Consider the following 19,262-nt stretch of genomic DNA (forward strand, 5'->3'; position numbering starts at 1 on the left):
CACTCTCTTCAATCACCAGCTTCAAACTACGCGCCATAATATACACCACCTGAGTGTCCTTCTATTCTATGCAATTTCACATAAAATTGGTATAAGGTGGTTGGTGACAGCCTCGTTGAATTTAATGATATGTTGTATATCTACTGCCAATCTACTGGAAATATTTCACTATTTAAATCCAATTATCAGCAACAAATATACAACATTAACTACTCAATCTGAATCAGTATATTTGGTTTGGGTCATTTTGATTGCCAACAAAGACAAAAAATTAAATACTGAACCGCTCAGAATTTAAAGTTTTAATGAAAGCAAGTGTCTGAATAAAGTTATTCAGGGAATAACACATTATCAATGACATGGATAACACCATTGTCAGCTTCCACATCTGAACTCACAATGTAAGCATCATTTACCTTAAGATTATTCTCAGCATTAACTTTGATATCTTTTCCCTCACTTGTTGTTAGCTTTTGCAATTGAACTAAATCAGTCGCATTAATTTTGCCAGTAACCACATGGTACTCTAAAACCTTTCTTAACTTAATTACATCCTGTAAAAGTTCTTCTACGGCTCCTGATGGGAGTTTAGAAAAGGCTTCGTCTGTTGGTGCAAAGACAGTGAATGGCCCATCTCCTTTAAGGGCAGTATCAAGACCAGCAGTAGTAATAGCTGTTACCAAGGTGTTGAAAGAACCTGCATTAATTGCAGTATCTAGAATATCTGGCATCTGATGTCGCCTCAATTGTTGTTAAAACTTGATGTTAAAAGATTTAACACATAAATGTATTTTTAGACTATAAACCTAAGCTAGATTCAATTGAAGAATGTCTTCTGTCCAAACTACAGCCCAATCATAATGCTTTTAGATATCAGTGTTAATTCCTTAGCTGACCTTGTAACATAAGTAAAGCTAATTAATCAGTTAAAAATGTAAGAGCAAATCTCGCACCAGAATATGATTGTGCTGTTGTTGCAAAGAATTTTGTCAAAAAATTGAGTGAGAATCGAACTAGAGGAATATCTGGTTTGACTATGACTGCAACTACTACTCCAGTTTTAACTGATAATAAAACCCAGTAAAGTTATTATTCACGTTTTCACAAAGATATCAAAGCTTAGTCTCAAAGCTTTAAACAGTAGGGCTTTGGAGTTTTCGGACAAGTCTAATCAGCTTTCGCCACACCGATGAATTAATTCTGCAATCACTCCTGTCCAGCCAGTTTGGTGGCTTGCTCCTAAGCCAGCACCATTGTCACCATGAAAATACTCATTAAATGTGAGCAAATTTCGCCAATGAGAATTCTTCTGAAAAATCTCGACAGCACCGTAGACAGGTCGGTGACCGCTACCATTTTGTTGAAAAATCCGTTTAAGTCGGTTTGACAAATCAATCGCTACCTCCTTGAGCGTCATCCATTGTCCAGAACCAGTCGGACATTCTACTTTGTAGTTATCTCCTAAGTATTCATGAAAATGGTTTAGAGCTTCAATCAGCAGATAATTCACCGGAAACCAAATCGGCCCACGCCAGTTAGAATTACCACCGAATAAATTGCTTGTGGATTCAGCTGGTTCGTAGTCCACTCGGTACTCCTTATCGTTGACGTGGATGATGAAGGGATTCTCGGCATGAAATTTAGATACAGAGCGAATACCGTACGGACTTAAAAACTCACCCTCATCCAACATTCGCTTTAAGATGCGAGTTAACTTGTCGGTGTTTAAGATTGCTAGTAAACGGCGCTGGTGTTCGCCTTGGGTGTGCATACAGGCAATTCCAGTTGTGAGATCCGGGCGATTTTTAAGAAACCACTCGGTTCGCTTGCGGAATCCGCTGAGTTTTTCGAGGGTTTCGGGTTCCAACGTTCCTACGGCAAACAAAGGCACTAAACCAACCAGCGATCGCACTTTCATTGGACGATGATGTCCATCTGGAAAGCGCAGCACATCGTAAAAGAATCCGTCCTCCTCATCCCAAAGGACAAGTTCATCTTCACCAATCCCATCCATCGCGGCTGCAATTCGCAGGAAATGCTCAAAGAATTTGCTGGCAATGTCTTCGTAGATGGGTTCATCCACAGCAAGCTCTAAGGCGATGGTGAGCATATTCATGCAAAACATCGCCATCCAGCTTGTGCCATCTGCCTGCTCTAAATCACCGCCTGTTGGTAAGGGCGCACTGCGATCAAACACGCCAATATTGTCCATGCCCAAAAAGCCGCCCTGAAAAATGTTTTTACCGTCGGCATCTTTACGGTTGACCCACCAAGTAAAGTTGAGTAGCAGCTTTTGAAATACCCGTTCGAGAAACTGCTTGTCAGCGTGTCCGTAGAACTTCTGCTCGATCTGATAGACCTGCCACACTGCCCAAGCGTGTACAGGTGGATTGACATCGCTCAGTTCCCACTCATATGCAGGCAATTGCCCGTTCGGATGCATATACCATTCCCGCGTCAGGCGTTCCAGTTGTCGTTTGGCAAAATCTGGGTCAATCATTGCCAAGGGAATCGTGTGAAATGCCAAATCCCAAGCGGCAAACCAAGGATATTCCCAGGTGTCTGGCATCGAGAGAATATCATCAATATACAGATGTACCCAATCTGCGTTGCGAACACTCCGACGCGAATCGGGGGGAGTTAGAGTAGCTGAGTCGCCTTTGAGCCAATCTTCGATTATGTAGAGATAAAACTGTTTGCTCCACAGCATCCCAGCAAAGGCCTGACGCTGGATGATACGTTCGTCGTCGGGTAGGGGAAACGGCGTAATCCGCTGATAAAACTCGTCGGCTTCTTCTTTGCGATCGCTAAAAATTTGCTCGAATTCACTGCCAAATGGTTTGGCAATCCCAGATGAATCCGCCAGCCGCAAGCGTACAGTATGCTCTCCTCCCGGTGGAATGATCAAGTTGTAGTCAGCAGCAAATTTCGTGCCGAGCCGATTCGGATTCACTGCATCCTGGCGCTTATGGACTACATACTCATTAAAGCCATCTTTGACATAGGGTGAGGCATTTTCCACGCCATACAGCCGCTTAAAATTCGTTTCATTCTCAGTAAATAAAAGTTCTGCTGCACCCTCACAGTAGAGCCAATAATCGCTCATGCCGGGGTGAGACGCTTCAATGATGCTCAAATCTGTCTCGCATTTCAGCACCTTTAACACTGGTTTTTCACTATTGCTATTCCATGACCAGGTATTGCGAAACCAAAGTGAAGGCAGCAAATGCAGTGGCTTGGCTTGGGAACTGCGATTGGCGATCGTGATTTGAATTAATATGTCTTCAGCAGAGGCTTTGGCGTACTCGACGAACACATCAAAGTAGTCGTCTTCGTCAAATACACCTGTGTCAATCAATTCAAATTCTGGTTCTTGCTTGCTGCGGCGACGGTTTTCTTCTACTAGTTGCGTATACGGAAATGCCTGCTGCGGATATTTGTACAAGCATTTCATGTATGCATGACTTGGCGTATTATCAAGAAAAAAGTAGTATTCCTTAACATCTTCACTATGATTGCCTTCATTGCTCGTTAAGCCAAACATCCGCTCTTTGAGGATTGGGTCTTGCTCATTCCAGAGGGCGATCGCAAAACACAATTGCTGATGATTGTCAGAAATTCCGGCAATGCCATCTTCACCCCAACGGTAAGCACGCGATCGGGCATGGTCATGGGGGAAATAGTCCCAAGCTGACCCGTCGGGGCTATAGTCTTCTCGCACCGTCCCCCATTGCCGCTCACTCAGATAAGATCCCCAGCGTCGCCAGTAGGCTTTGCGATCGCGGTCTTCTTGTAACCGTTGTTCTTCTGCCGTCATAGTTCCCCTCTGGTTATCTGATTTCGCTGGCATTGCAGTTCGATAGAGGAATAGTCAGTGTATCCCTTGTCTAATCATAACTGCCGTTGGTAATTACCGTGCCTTGGTATAAATAGATCGAAACATTGAGAGCATTGGATTAATGACCTTACCAGTTTCTAAATCTGGTTTATCCGGCTCTATCAAATAGAATATAAAAGATTGAAGGGATTGAGTGCCTCAATTATATAGCGAGCAGAACGTGGCTTGAGAATTTGAGTCGTGCATTCTATAAGAATGTGTTGCTAAAAGACGGCTTTATGCCAACTAGCTCTCCTCCCCAAACGCTGCACATTGCCTCAACCACTTCCAATAGAAATCGGGCGCAATTTGCGATCGCGCCACGTAGGCATCTGTCCACAAGTTCGAGGCATCTTGAAAAAATTGATCAATTACTAGAATTCATTGAAGTAATCCTTTCCTATTGCTAAATTTCCCACTATGTGATTAAGCGTATCCGGGTTTAAGTCCGCCTAAGCGTTGTTCTTTGGCTTCTGAAAGTTGATGGACTAAAATCGTTGTGTAAAAGTCAAGTCTTCTATCGCCAATCATAAATCAAATAAAGTCGCCTAAACTTGCAACCATGCGCGCACGACGCAATTCGCCACAATCCACCAGATTAAACCCAATCTCTGCTACTAAAGCTAGCGTCGTCTATTTTGCCTGCTCGTTGTCATAGACTTAAAAATGATGAGCAAAAAGAATTCTAAGCGTCAAGATAAGTCTTGGAATCACTACATTAAAAAACATACAAGGTATTACATTAATACTGTGTTTAGCGCTATTACTTGTGTTTTTCCTAAGTCAATTCACGCAGTCACATATCAAGGGTTCTTAATGAAATTAGAAATATTTATTTTTGCTTTCACTTTGAAGCAAGCATTTATACCATTAATATTTTTATACTGCGTAAATTAAGTATACTTAATTTACGCAGTATAATTTGCGGTTGCGCTACGCTCAACTGCAAACCCCTTCGCGTGCGTAGGCGTAGCGCGCTGCAGGCAAGACGAGGCGTAGTCTGGGAGCAGCAAAAATCGATTCTCCCAAGTGTGCCGAAAGTCCTACTGATATGAGCTAACAAAAAACTATCTAAATCTCGTCCACCTGTAACACCATTGCTGGTATTCTGAAAGCGGCAAGACCATTGCCAGAAAATTGGCAAAGCGAAGGTAAAACAATGGAAATCACTACAACCAGAGTACCCCGTTGGTTCGTTCGCAGAGATATTGATGGTTTATTTGGACTGGCGCTTGATAATTTTATTCAAATTTTATTGATTGTAAATTTGTGCCAAGTAGTACTTGGCTTTCCTATGTCGTTAGTTTATGGGCGCATTTTGCCAGGAGTTGCAATCAGTTTGATTATTGGCAACTTCTATTACGCAAGGCTAGCCAAAAAGCAAGGAAAACTTGAGCAGAGGGATGATATTACTGCTTTGCCCTATGGGATTAACACCGTCAGCCTTTTTGCGTATATTTTTCTGGTGATGCTGCCTGTAAGATTGGCAGCAATTTCTGGAGGTGCATCTAGCGAACAAGCTGCGGAATTAGCTTGGCAAGCAGGACTGGTGGCTTGCTTTGGTTCCGGTTTGATAGAATTTGTCGGGGCTTGGGGAGGAGAGGCACTTCGTCGCCTCGCCCCCCGTGCAGCATTGCTTTCCACTTTGGGCGGTATTGCAATCACTTTTATTGCTATTGGTTTTCTATTTCGGACCTTTGCCAATCCCGTAGTCGGTTTGGTGCCTCTTGGTGTAATTTTGCTGACTTATTTTGGGGGAGTGCGATTTGGCATCCCTGGCGGCTTGTTGGCAGTTCTGTTGGGAATTGCCCTTGCCTGGGGAACAGGTTTGGTCAGTTGGGAGCATACTAAGTTTAGCGCTTCCCTGCAACCAATTGGGCTTTATTTCCCTTCTTTGTGGCTGGGAAAATTGTGGAGCAGTCGTTCAGTTTTGGTGGAATATTTCAGCATCATTTTACCAATGGGGTTATTTAATCTTGTGGGCAGTCTCCAGAATTTAGAAAGTGCATCAGCTGCGGGTGATAGCTATCCGACGGCTCCCTGTTTGAGGGTAAATGGTATTGGTACATTGGTTGCTGCTATCTGTGGTTCCTGTTTTCCGACTACTATTTATATTGGTCATCCTGGCTGGAAAACTTTGGGAGCAAGAGTTGGTTACTCTATACTCAATGGCATAATCATGGGCTTGCTTTGTCTAACTGGAACTGTGGCAATGCTGGCTTACTTTGTCCCGATTGAAGCCGGGATGGCAATTGTGTTGTGGATTGGGATTGTGATTGTCGCTCAAAGTTTTACAGCCACTCCGTCGCACCATGCACCTGCTGTGGTTGTTGGTCTATTACCGGGGATTGCTGGTTGGGGTGGAATAATAGCTAAAAATGCACTCCGGGCAGCAGGTTTGGGCACACCGGAAAAACCTTTTACACCAACCTTGATTGAGCAGTTTAAGTTGAGTGATACGTATATTGATGGGGCTTTTGCTCTTGAGCAGGGGTTTATTTTTTCCGCCATGATTTTAGCTGGGATCACAGTTTACATTATTGAGCGTCAGTTTCGCCAAGCTGCCTATTGGTCTGCAAGCGCTGCTGTAATTTCCTGGGTTGGGTTGATGCACAGTTATCGTTGGACTGTTGCAGATACAGTTGTTAATTTAGGCTGGGGAACTGGTACGCCTTGGGCTATTGGCTATATAATGCTTGCAATTCTATTTTTGTATGTCGATTGGCAAGAAAGACGTAAGGCTTGATGCGATCGCTCCTTCAAAGATACGAATAATATTCGTATCTTTGAAGGTAATCAAATTTTTAGATTGTTGATTGAAACAAGCAAAAAATATTAAGAAATATAAATAGTAAGCTAAAATTAGGAAATTAGTATGTGTTTAAAAAACGATACAGATGACACCACAAGATGCAAGACAATACGCACCAGCAACTGGGCGCAACCGTGAACCAATTTTAGAAATACTTTTGCAGGTATTGCCGGAAAGTGGCACTATTTTAGAAATAGCAAGTGGTACTGGTGAACACGCAGTCTTTTTTGCGTCCAGGCTCAAGGATTGTTTGTGGCTACCAACAGATACAAGTCCGCAATCAAGAGCCAGCATTATTGCATGGACTGAATATTTTGGATGTGATAATGTTTATACACCGCTTGAGCTTGATGTAACAGAACCAGTTTGGGTAGTGGAGAATGATCCATTAATTGATTGGTCTAATACCGAGCCAATTGTCGCCATTGTTAACATCAATATGATTCACATTTCACCTTGGTCAGCTTGTCTGGGGCTAATGGCAGGGGCAGGTCGTATCCTAAAAGCAGGAGGTATCCTCTATTTATATGGGCCTTTTAAACAAGGTTACGAACATACAGCACCGAGTAATGCAGCTTTTGACGAATATTTACGTGCCCAAAACCGAAAATGGGGTATACGAAACTTGGATGATGTAGTGGAAGCAGCTAGGGCAGAACATTTCATCAGTAAACAGATTTACCAAATGCCAGCAAATAATCTTTCACTAGTGTTTGAACGTTCAATATAGTAAATAATTCCTGGAAATAATTTCTTAGCAAATATGACTTCAAACTAATTACATATATAGGACTCATATTTGATTTTTGAAATATACGTAGGGGAGGCGGAGATGAATCCAATTGAATTTGAATGCCAACACTTGAAAAAAGATGAGCTATCTGGACGAATATTTAATGATGAATTAGATCTTGCTTATGTCGTAATTGATGGCGTTCAAGCTAGGGGGAAAAAGGTAACTACAGTACAGAGCGTGTAAAATTTACCTCTAATTCTTCTGCTTGACTTTTCGTTACATAGTTGGGAATTTTTCCGCCCACATAGCTTAATAATAAAATTGATAACAATAGTATGAATTAACATTGAAATATCATAAATATAACCAGTTAAAAATAGACAGTTTTGTCTATTTTTGTTCTAAGATAAACAAAATATTTATTAATTAAAATAGACAGACTATTCTAACTATATATAAGTTGATTGTGGATGTTTATTTTGAATAAATCGTCGATCATTACTCAACTCAAGACAATAGAAAAAGCACAGTTATGGGCTTTTTAGACTTTTTAGCTAATGACTGTAAAGTTTACATACGAGTAAATTACAGCATCTTCTTCAAGCTTCATTTTTTTTAGTATAGGACTCCGATTTAATTTTTTAAAATATCCTGAGACTGAAAAGCCTCGTTTTATTAGGGTTTCATCTAAAATCTTGTTCATCAATTAAACAGGAGTTATATATATTTGAAAATATTATCAATAAGTGCGTTGATGTAGGCGTAGCCTCTCGTACAGAAGTGACTTCGCCGGAGTATCGCTTATTCAACTGACTCTACTATTTCTTCTCGTGTCATGACTGTTTTTATTTTTTGGCGATATTGCCACATTACAAAGCCAGTAACAAACAAAATTAACGGTGCAAGTCCCACGAAGACGTAGAAAATACGCGTTGGTAATCCACCAAAAGTGCCGTAGTATAAAAGACTACAGGAGTTGAGAATGCGATCGCCCAATGACACCTTCAAAAAACTAGGTTTGGGGACATAGTGCTTTCTCTAAAAGCCCGCGAACCATCACAGAAACTGGACTCTCTTTGATAAAACGCTCAAACACTTGACCTAAAAGTATTTCTATTCTCCCGTCTGGAATTTGCACCTCTAGTCAGCTAACTACAAATCAAGCCATCACACAACACCTTGAAAGGGCTAACTATGACTACTCCCTACAAATGCTCGGAAAAATTCAGCATCCCAACGGATGGTAATGCTGCGTAAGCGTTCGCCTGCATAGTAGTATTCAATTTTTTTAATGTCTAGCAGGTAAAACAAATAATTGTATCCACCCTTTTCTTCATAGTTCGCTGCGACTCCTTCCACATTGGGACAACTAACCGCAGAGCAACCAGAAAATTTGTCGTGTCCACATCCCCGACTTTTTTAAAAAAGTCGGGGATCTAATTTTTCATGAATGATTTAGGACTGCTATATCAAATTGATATTAGGAACCCTAGACTTTTTGTACAGCAAGCCTTATGAGCTTTTTTAGTACAAATGCAAAGAGGAACTTCATCTTAGTCCGGCCGATAGTAAAACTCCCGACACAGAAAATTGGGTTGGCTGCCATCCTTGAACTTATGAAAAGCAGCAATAACCCACAAATCTTTGTTCATGTTTGCTGCCAACAAGGATTCCACCGAATCGTGATCGTATATTGCAGAGAAAGCTTTCTCATTGATATTATCTACAAACGGTGTCACCTCAGTCTCACCCCAATCTTTGAGGGACTGGGCACCATAAGCGTGCATAATAATTTGCTGATTATGCTTGGTTAGAGTAAATTTCTTGATCCATGTAGTCTCTGTGTTGGAGTTTATCCAGGTTCCTAAATAAGGCGTGAAATCGATCACGGTGTCCTTGGGCTGGTTACCGTAAATTTCGTTTCGTTCCATCTTGAAATCTTCCTCTTCTTACTAGCGATGAAAAAACTCACGGGCAAAATGATCAGTTCGACCACTACCATCTACATAGCGGGTATAGGACTGAATGACCAAGATTCCCAATTTTTGATTTGCCACCAGATGTGTCTCAATCCCGTCTAGCTTGTAAAAAGCGTGGAATCCTCCTGCTGTAAGTGAAGTTCCTACAGCGTAAGGCACCGCCTCAACCTTACCCCAGTCAATTGGTGAGGGTTCGTTGGCTCCATAACCCTGAAACACAAGGCGACCATCTTGTTCAGTCAGAACCACCCGCACCAAATAATTAGTATCCGATTTAGTATTGACCCAGTTACCGACTAAAGGTGAGACTTCTATCGGCTCCTTGATACTAGGACGTTTGTCAGCCAGCATATAGTGTGCGTGTTGAGTTGTTTGTGTCACGAGCTAACTCTCTAATGAATAAATTACGGCATTTTAATAATAAATATAAACTACTTCTTAGCGGATATCTAACTAAGATAATATTTTATTAATAAGTTAAATTAATAAGGACTGAAGAAAATAGCAAGTGGCAAAGAAAAATTTTGTTTTATAAGTACAATATTTCATAAGTTCACCGCTGTTTATCCTCAAGATTCTCCCTGCCCTAATCATTGACTGAGAGCTATTCGAGAATTGTCCAGATACAGGCTAGTACTGCAAGGCGGAAGTCAAAAGTCAAAAGTCAAAAGAAATACGGCGTAAACGTTTTGTTGATTTGAAATGGGTTGTTTATTTCCGCCGCGCTGTACTAGTTAAGTAGTTAGACAAAATTAATTACATAATTGTTTTCAAATTATTGGATAATTTTTTAACAGGTGCGATAAAACTTTCCTAACTAGAGTAAGCATTTATATCAATTAATTTATACTTAATAAACCACCATAAAATATCAAGAGAATTCAACTCTGCTGAATAGGAGGGCAGGTCAAAGATGGTAACATCACTAAAGTTCTTGACTGAGTTGATGCCGATCCAATTCTAAAAACTCAGCAGTCCACTCCAGAGGTATGTCAAGGAACTTATTTCCTATTGTGATGCAACTGTCCAGAAATGGTGTTTCCACTCCAGCTAGACGAGCTAAAACTTGTAAAGGAAAACAGCCATAAGGCAGATCCTCTACCAAATAGCGGTGATGAGGGTTACACAGCGTCGTACTGGAGTAAGCTCCAACCTGCTGCATATGTTCATAAAGGGATGATCCGGTGGTTCCATATGCGATTTGATAGTGGGAAATAATATCAATTAAGTTGAGCACTCCCAGTGCTTTACCCACTGCTATGCGATCGCGATCCAAGTGGTCAATGAGTCCAACAGTACGGAAACTAAGGTTATGATAAGGATTGTAATCCTCACCAGATTCCCATCTAGCTAATGAAACCAGAAGCAGAGGAAGGTGGATAATGTCATTAACTTTATTGAGATTAATTTCTAAAACCGAAGCAGCAGCCCATAAATTACTAAATACAGCTTGGTAAGCGCTCACAATCCGATTTGTCATGGTTCGGTTCTGAGCTGCTACAAAGAACTTGTTGGTAAGTGTGCTAATCCTGATTTTATCCTCTGTATTACCGCGACTGACGAACGGAGGATTATTGACATCAGCCACAGCAGGCAACTGTTCCTTAGTTATTCCCAGTCTCTGAAGTACCTTACAAAAAACCCGACCTGCAAAACGACTAGCACAGAAAACCAGAATGTTCATTTGAGGATTGATATATTCAACTAGAATTCTGGCATAGGGTTCGATGTCTTGGCCTCGACAACAGATCACCACATTGATTGGTAGTCTACCACCATTTAGTTGCGCCAACTCATAAATATTATTGGAACAAGCTGCAACTGAATAACTTCCTGGAGAAACTGATCCAATTGAGTGAATCGTTCTTGTTTGGGCAAGAATGGGAGAACGGCGAGAGAAAAGGTAAACACTATATCCTTGATTACTCAAATAGACAGCTGTCGCTAAACCAATATGTCCTCTCCCCACAACCAAATAGCTAGTATGTAGCATCTGCCTATTAGTTTATCCGAAAACCATAAACAAGGATATCTTAAATTCACCATTCGGATAAAAATTTTGTCTGGGCTTTGCTGAATCAAAGTAGGAATTATGCGCTCACCTCAAGGCTGCAAGCGTTGTACGCCTGCATCGATAGATAAACATATTTCAGATAATAACTATAAATTCTTATTCCGACGAAACACATCAGCAATCAATTTTCCAGATGCGATCGCTAATAAAAATTTGATGATTAACATCCAGGCACGGATACGTTGCACGAAAATATTTCGGCTTGAAATGGTTTCTCTACAAAATCAGGAAAATTTATGTATTGATAAATACAAAATTTTGAAGAAAATATCAGGAAAAGCTTTTTATTTTTAGCAATTATTTTTGCCATACGTATGGTATTCTTGCTAGAAGGGAATAAAAAACAATAACAAACTAACAAAAAGTCTGAAATTACTTGACTTCCCGCCCATAACAACATAAATCTGGCAAGTATATTGACAATATGTAGGCAAAATTGCAAAAGCATTAATAAAACTTCCAGTAGAAAAGGCGCAGATTAGAAGACCTTGCTATTACTTAGATAGTTAAATGTGTCTACTACAGCTTTTTGTAATGGAGAGATACAGCCTCATAAAGCAGGATATGAATATTTGCAATGACCATATCGTTCATAACCATCAAGATGTTGCTTTATCTTTAGCATTAGGAATCGCTGATGCAGGTATCAGTACGGCATCTATAGCTGCTACCTTTGGTTTAGGATTTATTCCCCTTCATCGGGCGCGATACGACTTGATGATTCTCAAAGAATACTTGGAAGAAACACCAGTACAGTAGTTTATCAATATTTTAGAACATCAGTTAGTGCGATCGCAATTAGAAATTCTCGGTAGCTATAACATTAGCAAGATTGAGGAAGTGATTGTAAATATTTAAAGTCATGAATGAATGGCACGCTTGAAAAGCGGAAATACAAGTGGATGAAGCAGGGGATCAATTGCTTGCTCCCATTCAATTAGGTGTGAGGGTTTGAAGAGTGTATTTACAAAAACAATTTAGTTTTTTTTGGCACAGTGTTTTACTGTCTATTTCTTGTTTAGCGATGTCTATCACAAAGCCGGTATCTGTCTACGCTATACCAGTTTTGGGTCAAGAGATCCTAAATAATAATGCTAGTGAACAGCAGTTATCATCGCAAAAAACTTTAACTAGAGCAATTGAAACAACTACAGAGATTCTTAGCCTCAATGAGTTGCAATTTGCCAAGAGTAGTGCCGCATATTTATTGAAGACACCCAGAAATCAAAACTCTGTTTCTCAAATCAGTCAAGCCACAACCAATGTTGTGTCAGTCACAGATGTGAAGGTGAAGAATATAGATAAAGGGATAGAGGTAATTTTAGTTACTTCCAATTCTCAGCAGTTATCAGTTTCACCAAAAACTGAAGGTAATTCCTACATTGTGAATATATCCAATGCTCAGTTGCAATTGGCGAGTGGGGGGAGTTTTCAACAATCAAAGCCAGTTACTGGAATTGCACTAGTTACAGTTGCTAATGCGGATGCTAACACGCTGCGGGTGACAGTAGTTGGGGAAACGGGTGCGCCTGTGGTGGAGTTATTTGATAGTCAGACTGAAGGCTTAGTGTTTGGGGTGACAAGTACTGCATCTACGGCACAGCAGCCAACACCAACACCAGAGAAGCAACCACCTATTGAGTTAGAGGTGATTGCAGCGCCTGAAGGAAGCTATAACGTTCCTGACGCGACTACAGCAACAAAAACATCAACGCCAGTACGCGACATTCCTCAATCGATTCAGGTGGTTCCTCGCCAGAGTTGGCAAGACCAAGGAGCCGTTAACACCATTGATGCCTTAAGAAGCGTTGGTGTTGTCCAAGGCTTTAATTCGCCGAGCAATGGTGATGTATTTACAATTAGAGGTTTTCAGACGAGCAATCTCCTTCATAATGGTCTTAAGGACTATACAGAAGGAGCTATATCAGGACAAACTCAACTCGCCAACATTGAACGGATAGAGGTTCTCAGGGGGCCTGCCTCTGTCCTTTATGGTCAAGGTAATCCGGGTGGCACGATTAACTATGTCACCAAGCAGCCGCTGAGTGAGCCTTACTTCGCCGCCAGTACGACTTTTGGCAGTTATAGTTTTTATCAACCAACAATAGATATCTCTGGTTCCCTCAATTCTGACAAAACGCTCCTTTATCGTTTAAATACTTCTTACATCAGTACAGAAAGTTTTGTTGACTTTTTTTACAATCAGCGTTATATAATTGCACCCGTTCTGAGTTGGCAAATAAGTAAGAATACGAAGCTGACTTTTGAAAGCGAGTTCCGAGACCAGCAGCAGTACCCAAGAACGGGGCTACCTGCTGTCGGAACTGTCTTGCCTAATCGAAATGGAAAGATTCCACTCAGTCTTAACACATTAGATGAAGATGCCAGAAACAACCGTCGTTCCATTCTATTGAGTTATAACCTTGAACATCGCTTTAGTGATAATTGGTCTTTAGTGAATGCTTTTCTTGTTAGGTCTATAAGATATAGAACAGATAGTGCGAATTCTGGCTCTCTACGACCTGATGGTCTGACTCTGAATCGCACACAGCAAAACTATATAGGAGCGCCTGCTGCTGATGACGAGTATGCTCTAGACAACCATGTGGTAGGTAAATTTAAAACTGGCAGCCTTCAGCATGAATTAGTTGCTGGCTTTGATTTGTACAGAGACATTAGTCAGTTCGATCAGACGATGCGGGCTATTGGTACTATAGATGTGTTCAACCCCGTCTACGGTCAGCCTGTTGGTCGTCTTCTTTCTAGAATTGATCAAAAAACTAAAAATGATCAGCTCGGCTTTTATGTTCAAGATATAGTCAAACTTACTAATAACCTTAACTTGGTTCTCGGCGGACGTGGAGATTTTATCGACAATAAAGTTACCAACTTTTTAAATGCAAGTGCCAATCAAAGTCAATCTGACTTTGCATTTAGTCCTCGTGTAGGTCTTGTCTATAAACCTATCCAACCTGTCTCACTCTATGCCAGCTACAGTCAATCCTTCTCCCAAAATATTGGAACCACGTTTGGAGGTAGTTTATTTAAACCCAGTACTGGAACTCAATACGAAGTGGGAGTCAAGGGTGATTTCCTTAGCGGCAGGCTATCTTCAACCCTTGCTTTGTATCAACTGACTTTATCTAATGTTTTAACGCCTGATCCTAATCGTCCTACTACATTTAATATCCAAACCGGAGAACAACGCAGCCGAGGTATTGAACTCAATGTTACGGGGGAAATATTACCAGGCTGGAATGTGATTGCTTTCTATGCTTACACGGATGGACAGGTGACAAAAGACGAACGATACATTGGCAATCAACTGGTAAATGTCCCTGAGAATAGCGCGAGTTTGTGGACGACTTACACCTTTGCCAAGGGGAATTTGCAAGGGTTAGGGTTTGGACTGGGTTTATTCTACGTCGGCGAATGGCAGGGGGATTTGATCAACTCGTTCAGTGTACCCAGTTATTTACGCCTTGATGCTGCTGTCTACTATCGACTAGATCGCCTTCGCTTCGCGCTTAACCTCAAGAATCTGTCCGATGTTGAGTACTTTACCCCCCGAACTATCAACCTTGTTTATCCTGAAGATCCATTTATTGTAAAGGGAACAGTAAGTTGGGAATTTTGACAGGACAATAGTGGAATGGCACGCTTAAAAAATTGATTATTTCCAAATTTTGATGTTTTAGAGTATTTATATCTGATGATATCGATGTTGTTTGGATCAGTTCTAGTCATGTATTGCAGCGTTTTGATCAACCATTACTACAATACATATCGCAGTATATGAATGTGGATCAGTGGGAATATCACTACCATAAAGATGAAGGTAGTTCCATAGATGAAGCTGTAGATTTAATCTATGAATTCTTAGCACACTATTCCCATCCTATACATTTAGCAGGTCATGGTGCGGGTGGTGCGATCGCTTTAACTTTTGCTCGTCGCTATCCTCAAAAAGTGCGATCGTTGGTCTTATTGGCTGTAGCTTCTCAACCCGCTAATACTTGGCATATCCACTATTATCTGCAAAGAAAAATCTTTACTATGAGTCGTGAGCAAGTTTTAGCAAGCTGTGTTCGTAATCTATTTGGTGAACAACCTCATAATACTACTAAAAAGTTAATGGCTATATTATCTAAAGATTTAGAACAATCCCCTCTTTTTCACTCTCTTTTCAAGTTAATTGAGTTACCTGAAGGTGGGGTTAATATGCCCATAATAGTATGTGGTAGTAAAAACGATCCTATTGTTAATTCAGCTGCATTAAAAGGCTGGTTAAAAGGGTTTAAATCTAAAGATAATCTGTGGGAATGCCCCAACGGCCATCATTTTTTTCACTACTTTTATCCTCAACAAGTCTGCGAACAAATGTTGAGCTTCTGGCGACCAGATCATCTACAATCAATGCTGACATCTCAACTAATTTCTCAAAATTTGACAAATTAACAAGTGTTCTTTAGAGACGTATATATAACGCAGATTCCTGTTGCACAACCAAGATGCGATCGCTCTAACATCACCTATATCTTCTTTTTTGCACCCACTGGAAGAAACCAGGAGTAAACAAATAAAGCGTTCAAAAGCGTAACCTCATTTCTTTTGGCTTGATCGCACGAGTCTTTGGTCATCCATGAGAGACTAAGATAACCTTACTTTTCTCAACTAGTATACTTAAAAATTAGAAAAATCAGCGAAACGAAATTAACTCTTGTCACGAATCCATGAACACAAATATTTCCCGTCCACAAAAATACCACATTCGCATTTTCAGCTTAGGTATAGGTATTTTAGTAGTATTGTTAGGTATTTTCGCCAGCATTTCCTATGGTGCAGCGGATATTTCCATTGCTAAAATACTGACTGCATTCACTAACTATGATAACTCCACTGAGCATATCATCATTCGCTCAATGCGTCTACCGCGTACATTGATTGCAAGTATGGTCGGTGCTAGTTTAGCTGTAGCCGGGGCGTTAATGCAAGGACTAACTCAAAATCCTTTAGCCTCACCAGGAATATTAGGGATCAATGCAGGTGCAGCCTTAGCAGTGGTGACAGTGGTTTTTGGTTTGGGTACATCTTCACCAGCCCTGATTACCCTTGTATCATTTCTAGGAGCCTTGATAGCCGCCTTAGCAGTTTATTCTCTTGGTTCTCTTGGACAAGGAGGCGCAACACCATTGAACTTGACTGTTGCTGGTGCAGCCCTTACCGCGTTGCTATCTTCAATTACCACAGGCGTACTAATTTTAAGCTCGCGCACTCTTGAAGAAGTCCGCTTCTGGTTAGCAGGTTCTCTGGCTGGTCGAGATTTCAATCTATTCCTGACTGTGCTGCCCTGGATGATAGTAGGATTATTAACAGCTTTTGCCTTGAGTAGACAAATCAACGTCCTCAGTTTAGGAGAATCGGTGGCTACAGGCTTAGGTCAGCAAACAGATTGGATCAAGTTGGCAACAGCATCGAGCGTTGTAATATTGGCAGGAAGTGCAGTAGCACTAGCAGGGCCTATCGGCTTTGTAGGTCTGGTAGTTCCCCATCTGGCGCGGGGAGTAATGGGTATTGATTATCGTTGGGTATTGCCTTGTACAGCTGTGTTTGGTGCAGGTTTACTCATATGGGCAGACTTAGCAGCCCGTTGGTTAATTAGACCCCAAGAATTGCCTGTTGGCGTAATGACAGCACTGTTAGGAGCGCCCTTTTTGTTGTATTTAGTGCGTTGGCGGGTGAAGAGAGGATGACAACAATTCAAAATTCAAAATTTAAAATTCAAAATTCAATACTTAGTAACCAGCCTGTAACTAGAGTATTGTTACCACTGCTATTATTCACCCTCGCAGTCTTGGGAATGAGTCTTAGTTTAGGAGATTATCCTGTGCCGCCAGTAGACATAGTGAAAGCTGTTGTTGGTTTACCAACTCAAGACGCAGAATCTCCCTTTGTTGTTGTCACTTTGCGTTTCCCGAGAGTGTTAATCTCCTGGTTGGTAGGAGTGGGCTTGGCAATTGCGGGTGCAATTTTACAAGGATTGACACGTAATCCTTTAGCTGACCCTGGCATCATTGGAGTCAATGCTGGTGCAGCCTTAGCAGCAGTTACCTTAATTGTATTATTCCCGGCTGTACCGACTATGTATTTACCCTTTGCTGCCTTTGGTGGTGCTTTTGTTGTGGCGTGTTTGATCTACTTGCTAGCTGGGACAGGAGAAAAATCACCTCTGCGATTGGTTTTAGTGGGAGTAGCATTAGCAGCAATTATCGGAGCTTTTACGACTTTGATGCTAACTTTTGGTGAAATCAATGATGTTACTAGAGCATTGGTCTGGTTGGCGGGTAGTGTCGCTGGTAAAAGTTGGGAGCAAGTCTGGCAATTACTACCTTGGCTAGTTATCTTCGTTCCGTTGGCTTTACTGCTGGCACAGGAACTGGATACTTTGCAACTGGGTGATGCAGTAGCTAAAGGACTCGGTAGCCGAGTCACATGGCAGAGGAGCAAATTATTGCTAGTGAGTGTGGCGTTGGCTGGAGCAAGTGTGGCTACAGCAGGTACTATTGGTTTTGTCGGATTAATGGCTCCTCATATGGCACGTAGACTTGTGGGGTCAATACATAAAAATTTACTACCAGTTGCCGCCTTGATCGGGGGATTATTGGTAGCAGCAGCAGATTTTTTGGGTAGGACTTTATTTTCCCCGACAGAATTGCCATGTGGTTTGCTAACTGCTGCCTTAGGAGCGCCTTATTTTATCTATTTAATGTATCAAAGACGGCAAAGATGAGTAGGAAAGGAAGAAATTAGGCGTTTTGCTAATCTGTATACCTCATTCCTTAAAGCTGTAAACCTTTATAAGATACAGTTCCAGAAATATCAACAACTTTATGAACAGAAAATGGCTAGCAAAGATAAAGGCGTAGGCTAGCAAATACCGCAGGCATCGCTTTTGATATACTGAATACAATAATTCATCATTGCATTCAGTTAAACCTCATCCACCTTGAAAACTGTAGTTCTTTCCGTATGAACAGAAAAAACCCTTATCCCCCAGCCCCTTCTGCCAATATTGGGAGAAGGGGAGCCAAAAATAAGTCCCTCTTCCTACTTGGGAGAGGGATTTAGGGTGAGGGCAAAAACTACAGTTCTCAACATAGATGAGGTTTAACCCTCTTCTGTCACTTTCCGGGAGGGCGATCGCTAGAAGCCTCATGAGGCAATCAATACAAGCTATACTATTAGAAAAAAATGGGTCTTGTATTTGTTATTAGGAAAAAATCTGGCGATGCCTGCGGCGGGCTACGCCTACGCTTCCTGTATAAAAGCTCTGGAATTCAGAAATGACAAATGTTTTCGGAGAGTGACAGAAGAGGGTTAAGTATTTAGGACTTACGCATTGACAAAAAATGTCATCCATGTGTACTATGCGGCACAAGTATTGGTGAGGTTTTCCACAATGTACTCACGCACAACTAAAGTGAATAGGTTCCTTTGCAATTCATACCAATTAGAAATTATGTTTTGAGAGCGCATGAACTCCAAGCGAACAAATGCTTGAAGTGAACAAAATATGTGTGTTCTAATAGCGCAGCAATCTCTAACCAGGAATCGACAAATACCACATACTTGTTTTATCGCTCTGTGAAAACTTTCAATTCCCCAATGGATATCATGAATTGTGATAACTATAGCAACCGCCAGGATAGTTAGGACGTAAACTAAAGGTGTTATCGTGATCTGCTATCGTCTGCTCTGCCATGCCTAAACCCTACAGTTACGAC

13 protein-coding genes and 3 pseudogenes are annotated in these 19,262 nt (G+C 41.2%); 9 read left to right on the forward strand and 7 right to left on the reverse strand.

Features of this window, described 5'->3' with window-relative positions:
• Positions 1–329 precede the first annotated feature (329 nt).
• On the reverse strand, positions 330–731 hold the full coding sequence (locus V7K49_RS15045; RefSeq protein WP_335073421.1) for a fasciclin domain-containing protein: 402 nt from the start codon (positions 729–731) through the stop codon (positions 330–332).
• Positions 732–1,171: 440 nt separating this feature from the next.
• On the reverse strand, positions 1,172–3,817 hold the full coding sequence (locus tag V7K49_RS15050) for an MGH1-like glycoside hydrolase domain-containing protein (RefSeq protein ID WP_335206240.1): 2,646 nt from the start codon (positions 3,815–3,817) through the stop codon (positions 1,172–1,174).
• Between the two features lie 714 nt (positions 3,818–4,531).
• Here V7K49_RS15050 and V7K49_RS34680 point away from each other — a divergent pair.
• The 4 genes and pseudogenes from V7K49_RS34680 to V7K49_RS15065 all read left to right on the forward strand — a co-directional run.
• A pseudogene (locus tag V7K49_RS34680) lies at positions 4,532–4,774 on the forward strand (hypothetical protein); the annotation flags it as partial.
• Between the two features lie 262 nt (positions 4,775–5,036).
• On the forward strand, positions 5,037–6,623 hold the full coding sequence (locus tag V7K49_RS15055; protein WP_335206234.1) for an NCS2 family permease: 1,587 nt from the start codon (positions 5,037–5,039) through the stop codon (positions 6,621–6,623).
• Between the two features lie 151 nt (positions 6,624–6,774).
• Positions 6,775–7,419, forward strand: a complete 645-nt coding sequence (locus tag V7K49_RS15060) for a DUF938 domain-containing protein (RefSeq protein ID WP_335206235.1) — start codon at positions 6,775–6,777, stop codon at positions 7,417–7,419.
• Positions 7,420–7,521: 102 nt separating this feature from the next.
• On the forward strand, positions 7,522–7,668 hold the full coding sequence (locus V7K49_RS15065; protein ID WP_335206236.1) for a hypothetical protein: 147 nt from the start codon (positions 7,522–7,524) through the stop codon (positions 7,666–7,668).
• Between the two features lie 558 nt (positions 7,669–8,226).
• Here the strand turns inward: V7K49_RS15065 and V7K49_RS15070 are convergent.
• From V7K49_RS15070 to V7K49_RS15085, 4 genes are all read right to left on the reverse strand, one after another.
• Positions 8,227–8,427, reverse strand: coding sequence for a PepSY-associated TM helix domain-containing protein (locus V7K49_RS15070; RefSeq protein WP_335206241.1), 201 nt, complete (start codon positions 8,425–8,427; stop codon positions 8,227–8,229).
• A 551-nt stretch (positions 8,428–8,978) separates the two neighbouring features.
• Complete coding sequence (locus V7K49_RS15075; protein ID WP_334868349.1) at positions 8,979–9,356, reverse strand: hypothetical protein; 378 nt, start codon at positions 9,354–9,356, stop codon at positions 8,979–8,981.
• Between the two features lie 21 nt (positions 9,357–9,377).
• Positions 9,378–9,785, reverse strand: a complete 408-nt coding sequence (locus tag V7K49_RS15080) for a hypothetical protein (RefSeq protein ID WP_334868346.1) — start codon at positions 9,783–9,785, stop codon at positions 9,378–9,380.
• 544 nt (positions 9,786–10,329) lie between these two features.
• Positions 10,330–11,397 carry an NAD/NADP octopine/nopaline dehydrogenase family protein gene (locus V7K49_RS15085; protein WP_334868344.1) on the reverse strand — a complete coding sequence of 356 codons (1,068 nt, stop codon included), beginning with the start codon at positions 11,395–11,397 and terminating at the stop codon, positions 10,330–10,332.
• Positions 11,398–12,057: 660 nt separating this feature from the next.
• On the opposite strand from V7K49_RS15085, the pseudogene V7K49_RS15090 reads away from it, so the two are divergent.
• The 5 genes and pseudogenes from V7K49_RS15090 to V7K49_RS15110 all read left to right on the forward strand — a co-directional run.
• Positions 12,058–12,336: pseudogene (locus tag V7K49_RS15090) on the forward strand (substrate-binding domain-containing protein); the annotation flags it as partial.
• Between the two features lie 166 nt (positions 12,337–12,502).
• Positions 12,503–15,115, forward strand: coding sequence for a TonB-dependent siderophore receptor (locus V7K49_RS15095; protein WP_335206237.1), 2,613 nt, complete (start codon positions 12,503–12,505; stop codon positions 15,113–15,115).
• A 68-nt stretch (positions 15,116–15,183) separates the two neighbouring features.
• Positions 15,184–15,936 carry an alpha/beta fold hydrolase gene (locus tag V7K49_RS15100; RefSeq protein WP_335206242.1) on the forward strand — a complete coding sequence of 251 codons (753 nt, stop codon included), beginning with the start codon at positions 15,184–15,186 and terminating at the stop codon, positions 15,934–15,936.
• 275 nt (positions 15,937–16,211) lie between these two features.
• A complete protein-coding gene (locus V7K49_RS15105; RefSeq protein ID WP_335206238.1) occupies positions 16,212–17,231 on the forward strand; it encodes a FecCD family ABC transporter permease in 1,020 nt (339 codons plus the stop codon).
• Positions 17,228–18,268, forward strand: coding sequence for a FecCD family ABC transporter permease (locus tag V7K49_RS15110; RefSeq protein WP_335206239.1), 1,041 nt, complete (start codon positions 17,228–17,230; stop codon positions 18,266–18,268). The genes V7K49_RS15105 and V7K49_RS15110 overlap by 4 nt, the downstream gene beginning before the upstream one ends.
• A 635-nt stretch (positions 18,269–18,903) precedes the next feature.
• Here the strand turns inward: V7K49_RS15110 and V7K49_RS15115 are convergent.
• Positions 18,904–19,164 (reverse strand): annotated as a pseudogene (locus V7K49_RS15115) (IS701 family transposase); the annotation flags it as partial.
• Positions 19,165–19,262: the final 98 nt, after the last annotated feature.

The sequence above is a fragment of the Nostoc sp. genome (genome assembly GCF_036919675.1).
GTDB lineage: Bacteria > Cyanobacteriota > Cyanobacteriia > Cyanobacteriales > Nostocaceae > Nostoc.

Coding starts and splice junctions, on each gene's coding strand:
- V7K49_RS15065 (WP_335206236.1), top strand. CDS start 7,522: ATGAATCCAATTGAATTTGAATGCCAACACTTGAAAAAAGATGAGCTA.
- V7K49_RS15075 (WP_334868349.1), bottom strand. CDS start 9,356: ATGGAACGAAACGAAATTTACGGTAACCAGCCCAAGGACACCGTGATC.
- V7K49_RS15110 (WP_335206239.1), top strand. CDS start 17,228: ATGACAACAATTCAAAATTCAAAATTTAAAATTCAAAATTCAATACTT.
- V7K49_RS15045 (WP_335073421.1), bottom strand. CDS start 731: ATGCCAGATATTCTAGATACTGCAATTAATGCAGGTTCTTTCAACACC.
- V7K49_RS15055 (WP_335206234.1), top strand. CDS start 5,037: ATGGAAATCACTACAACCAGAGTACCCCGTTGGTTCGTTCGCAGAGAT.
- V7K49_RS15105 (WP_335206238.1), top strand. CDS start 16,212: ATGAACACAAATATTTCCCGTCCACAAAAATACCACATTCGCATTTTC.
- V7K49_RS15060 (WP_335206235.1), top strand. CDS start 6,775: ATGACACCACAAGATGCAAGACAATACGCACCAGCAACTGGGCGCAAC.
- V7K49_RS15085 (WP_334868344.1), bottom strand. CDS start 11,397: ATGCTACATACTAGCTATTTGGTTGTGGGGAGAGGACATATTGGTTTA.
- V7K49_RS15095 (WP_335206237.1), top strand. CDS start 12,503: ATGTCTATCACAAAGCCGGTATCTGTCTACGCTATACCAGTTTTGGGT.
- V7K49_RS15050 (WP_335206240.1), bottom strand. CDS start 3,817: ATGACGGCAGAAGAACAACGGTTACAAGAAGACCGCGATCGCAAAGCC.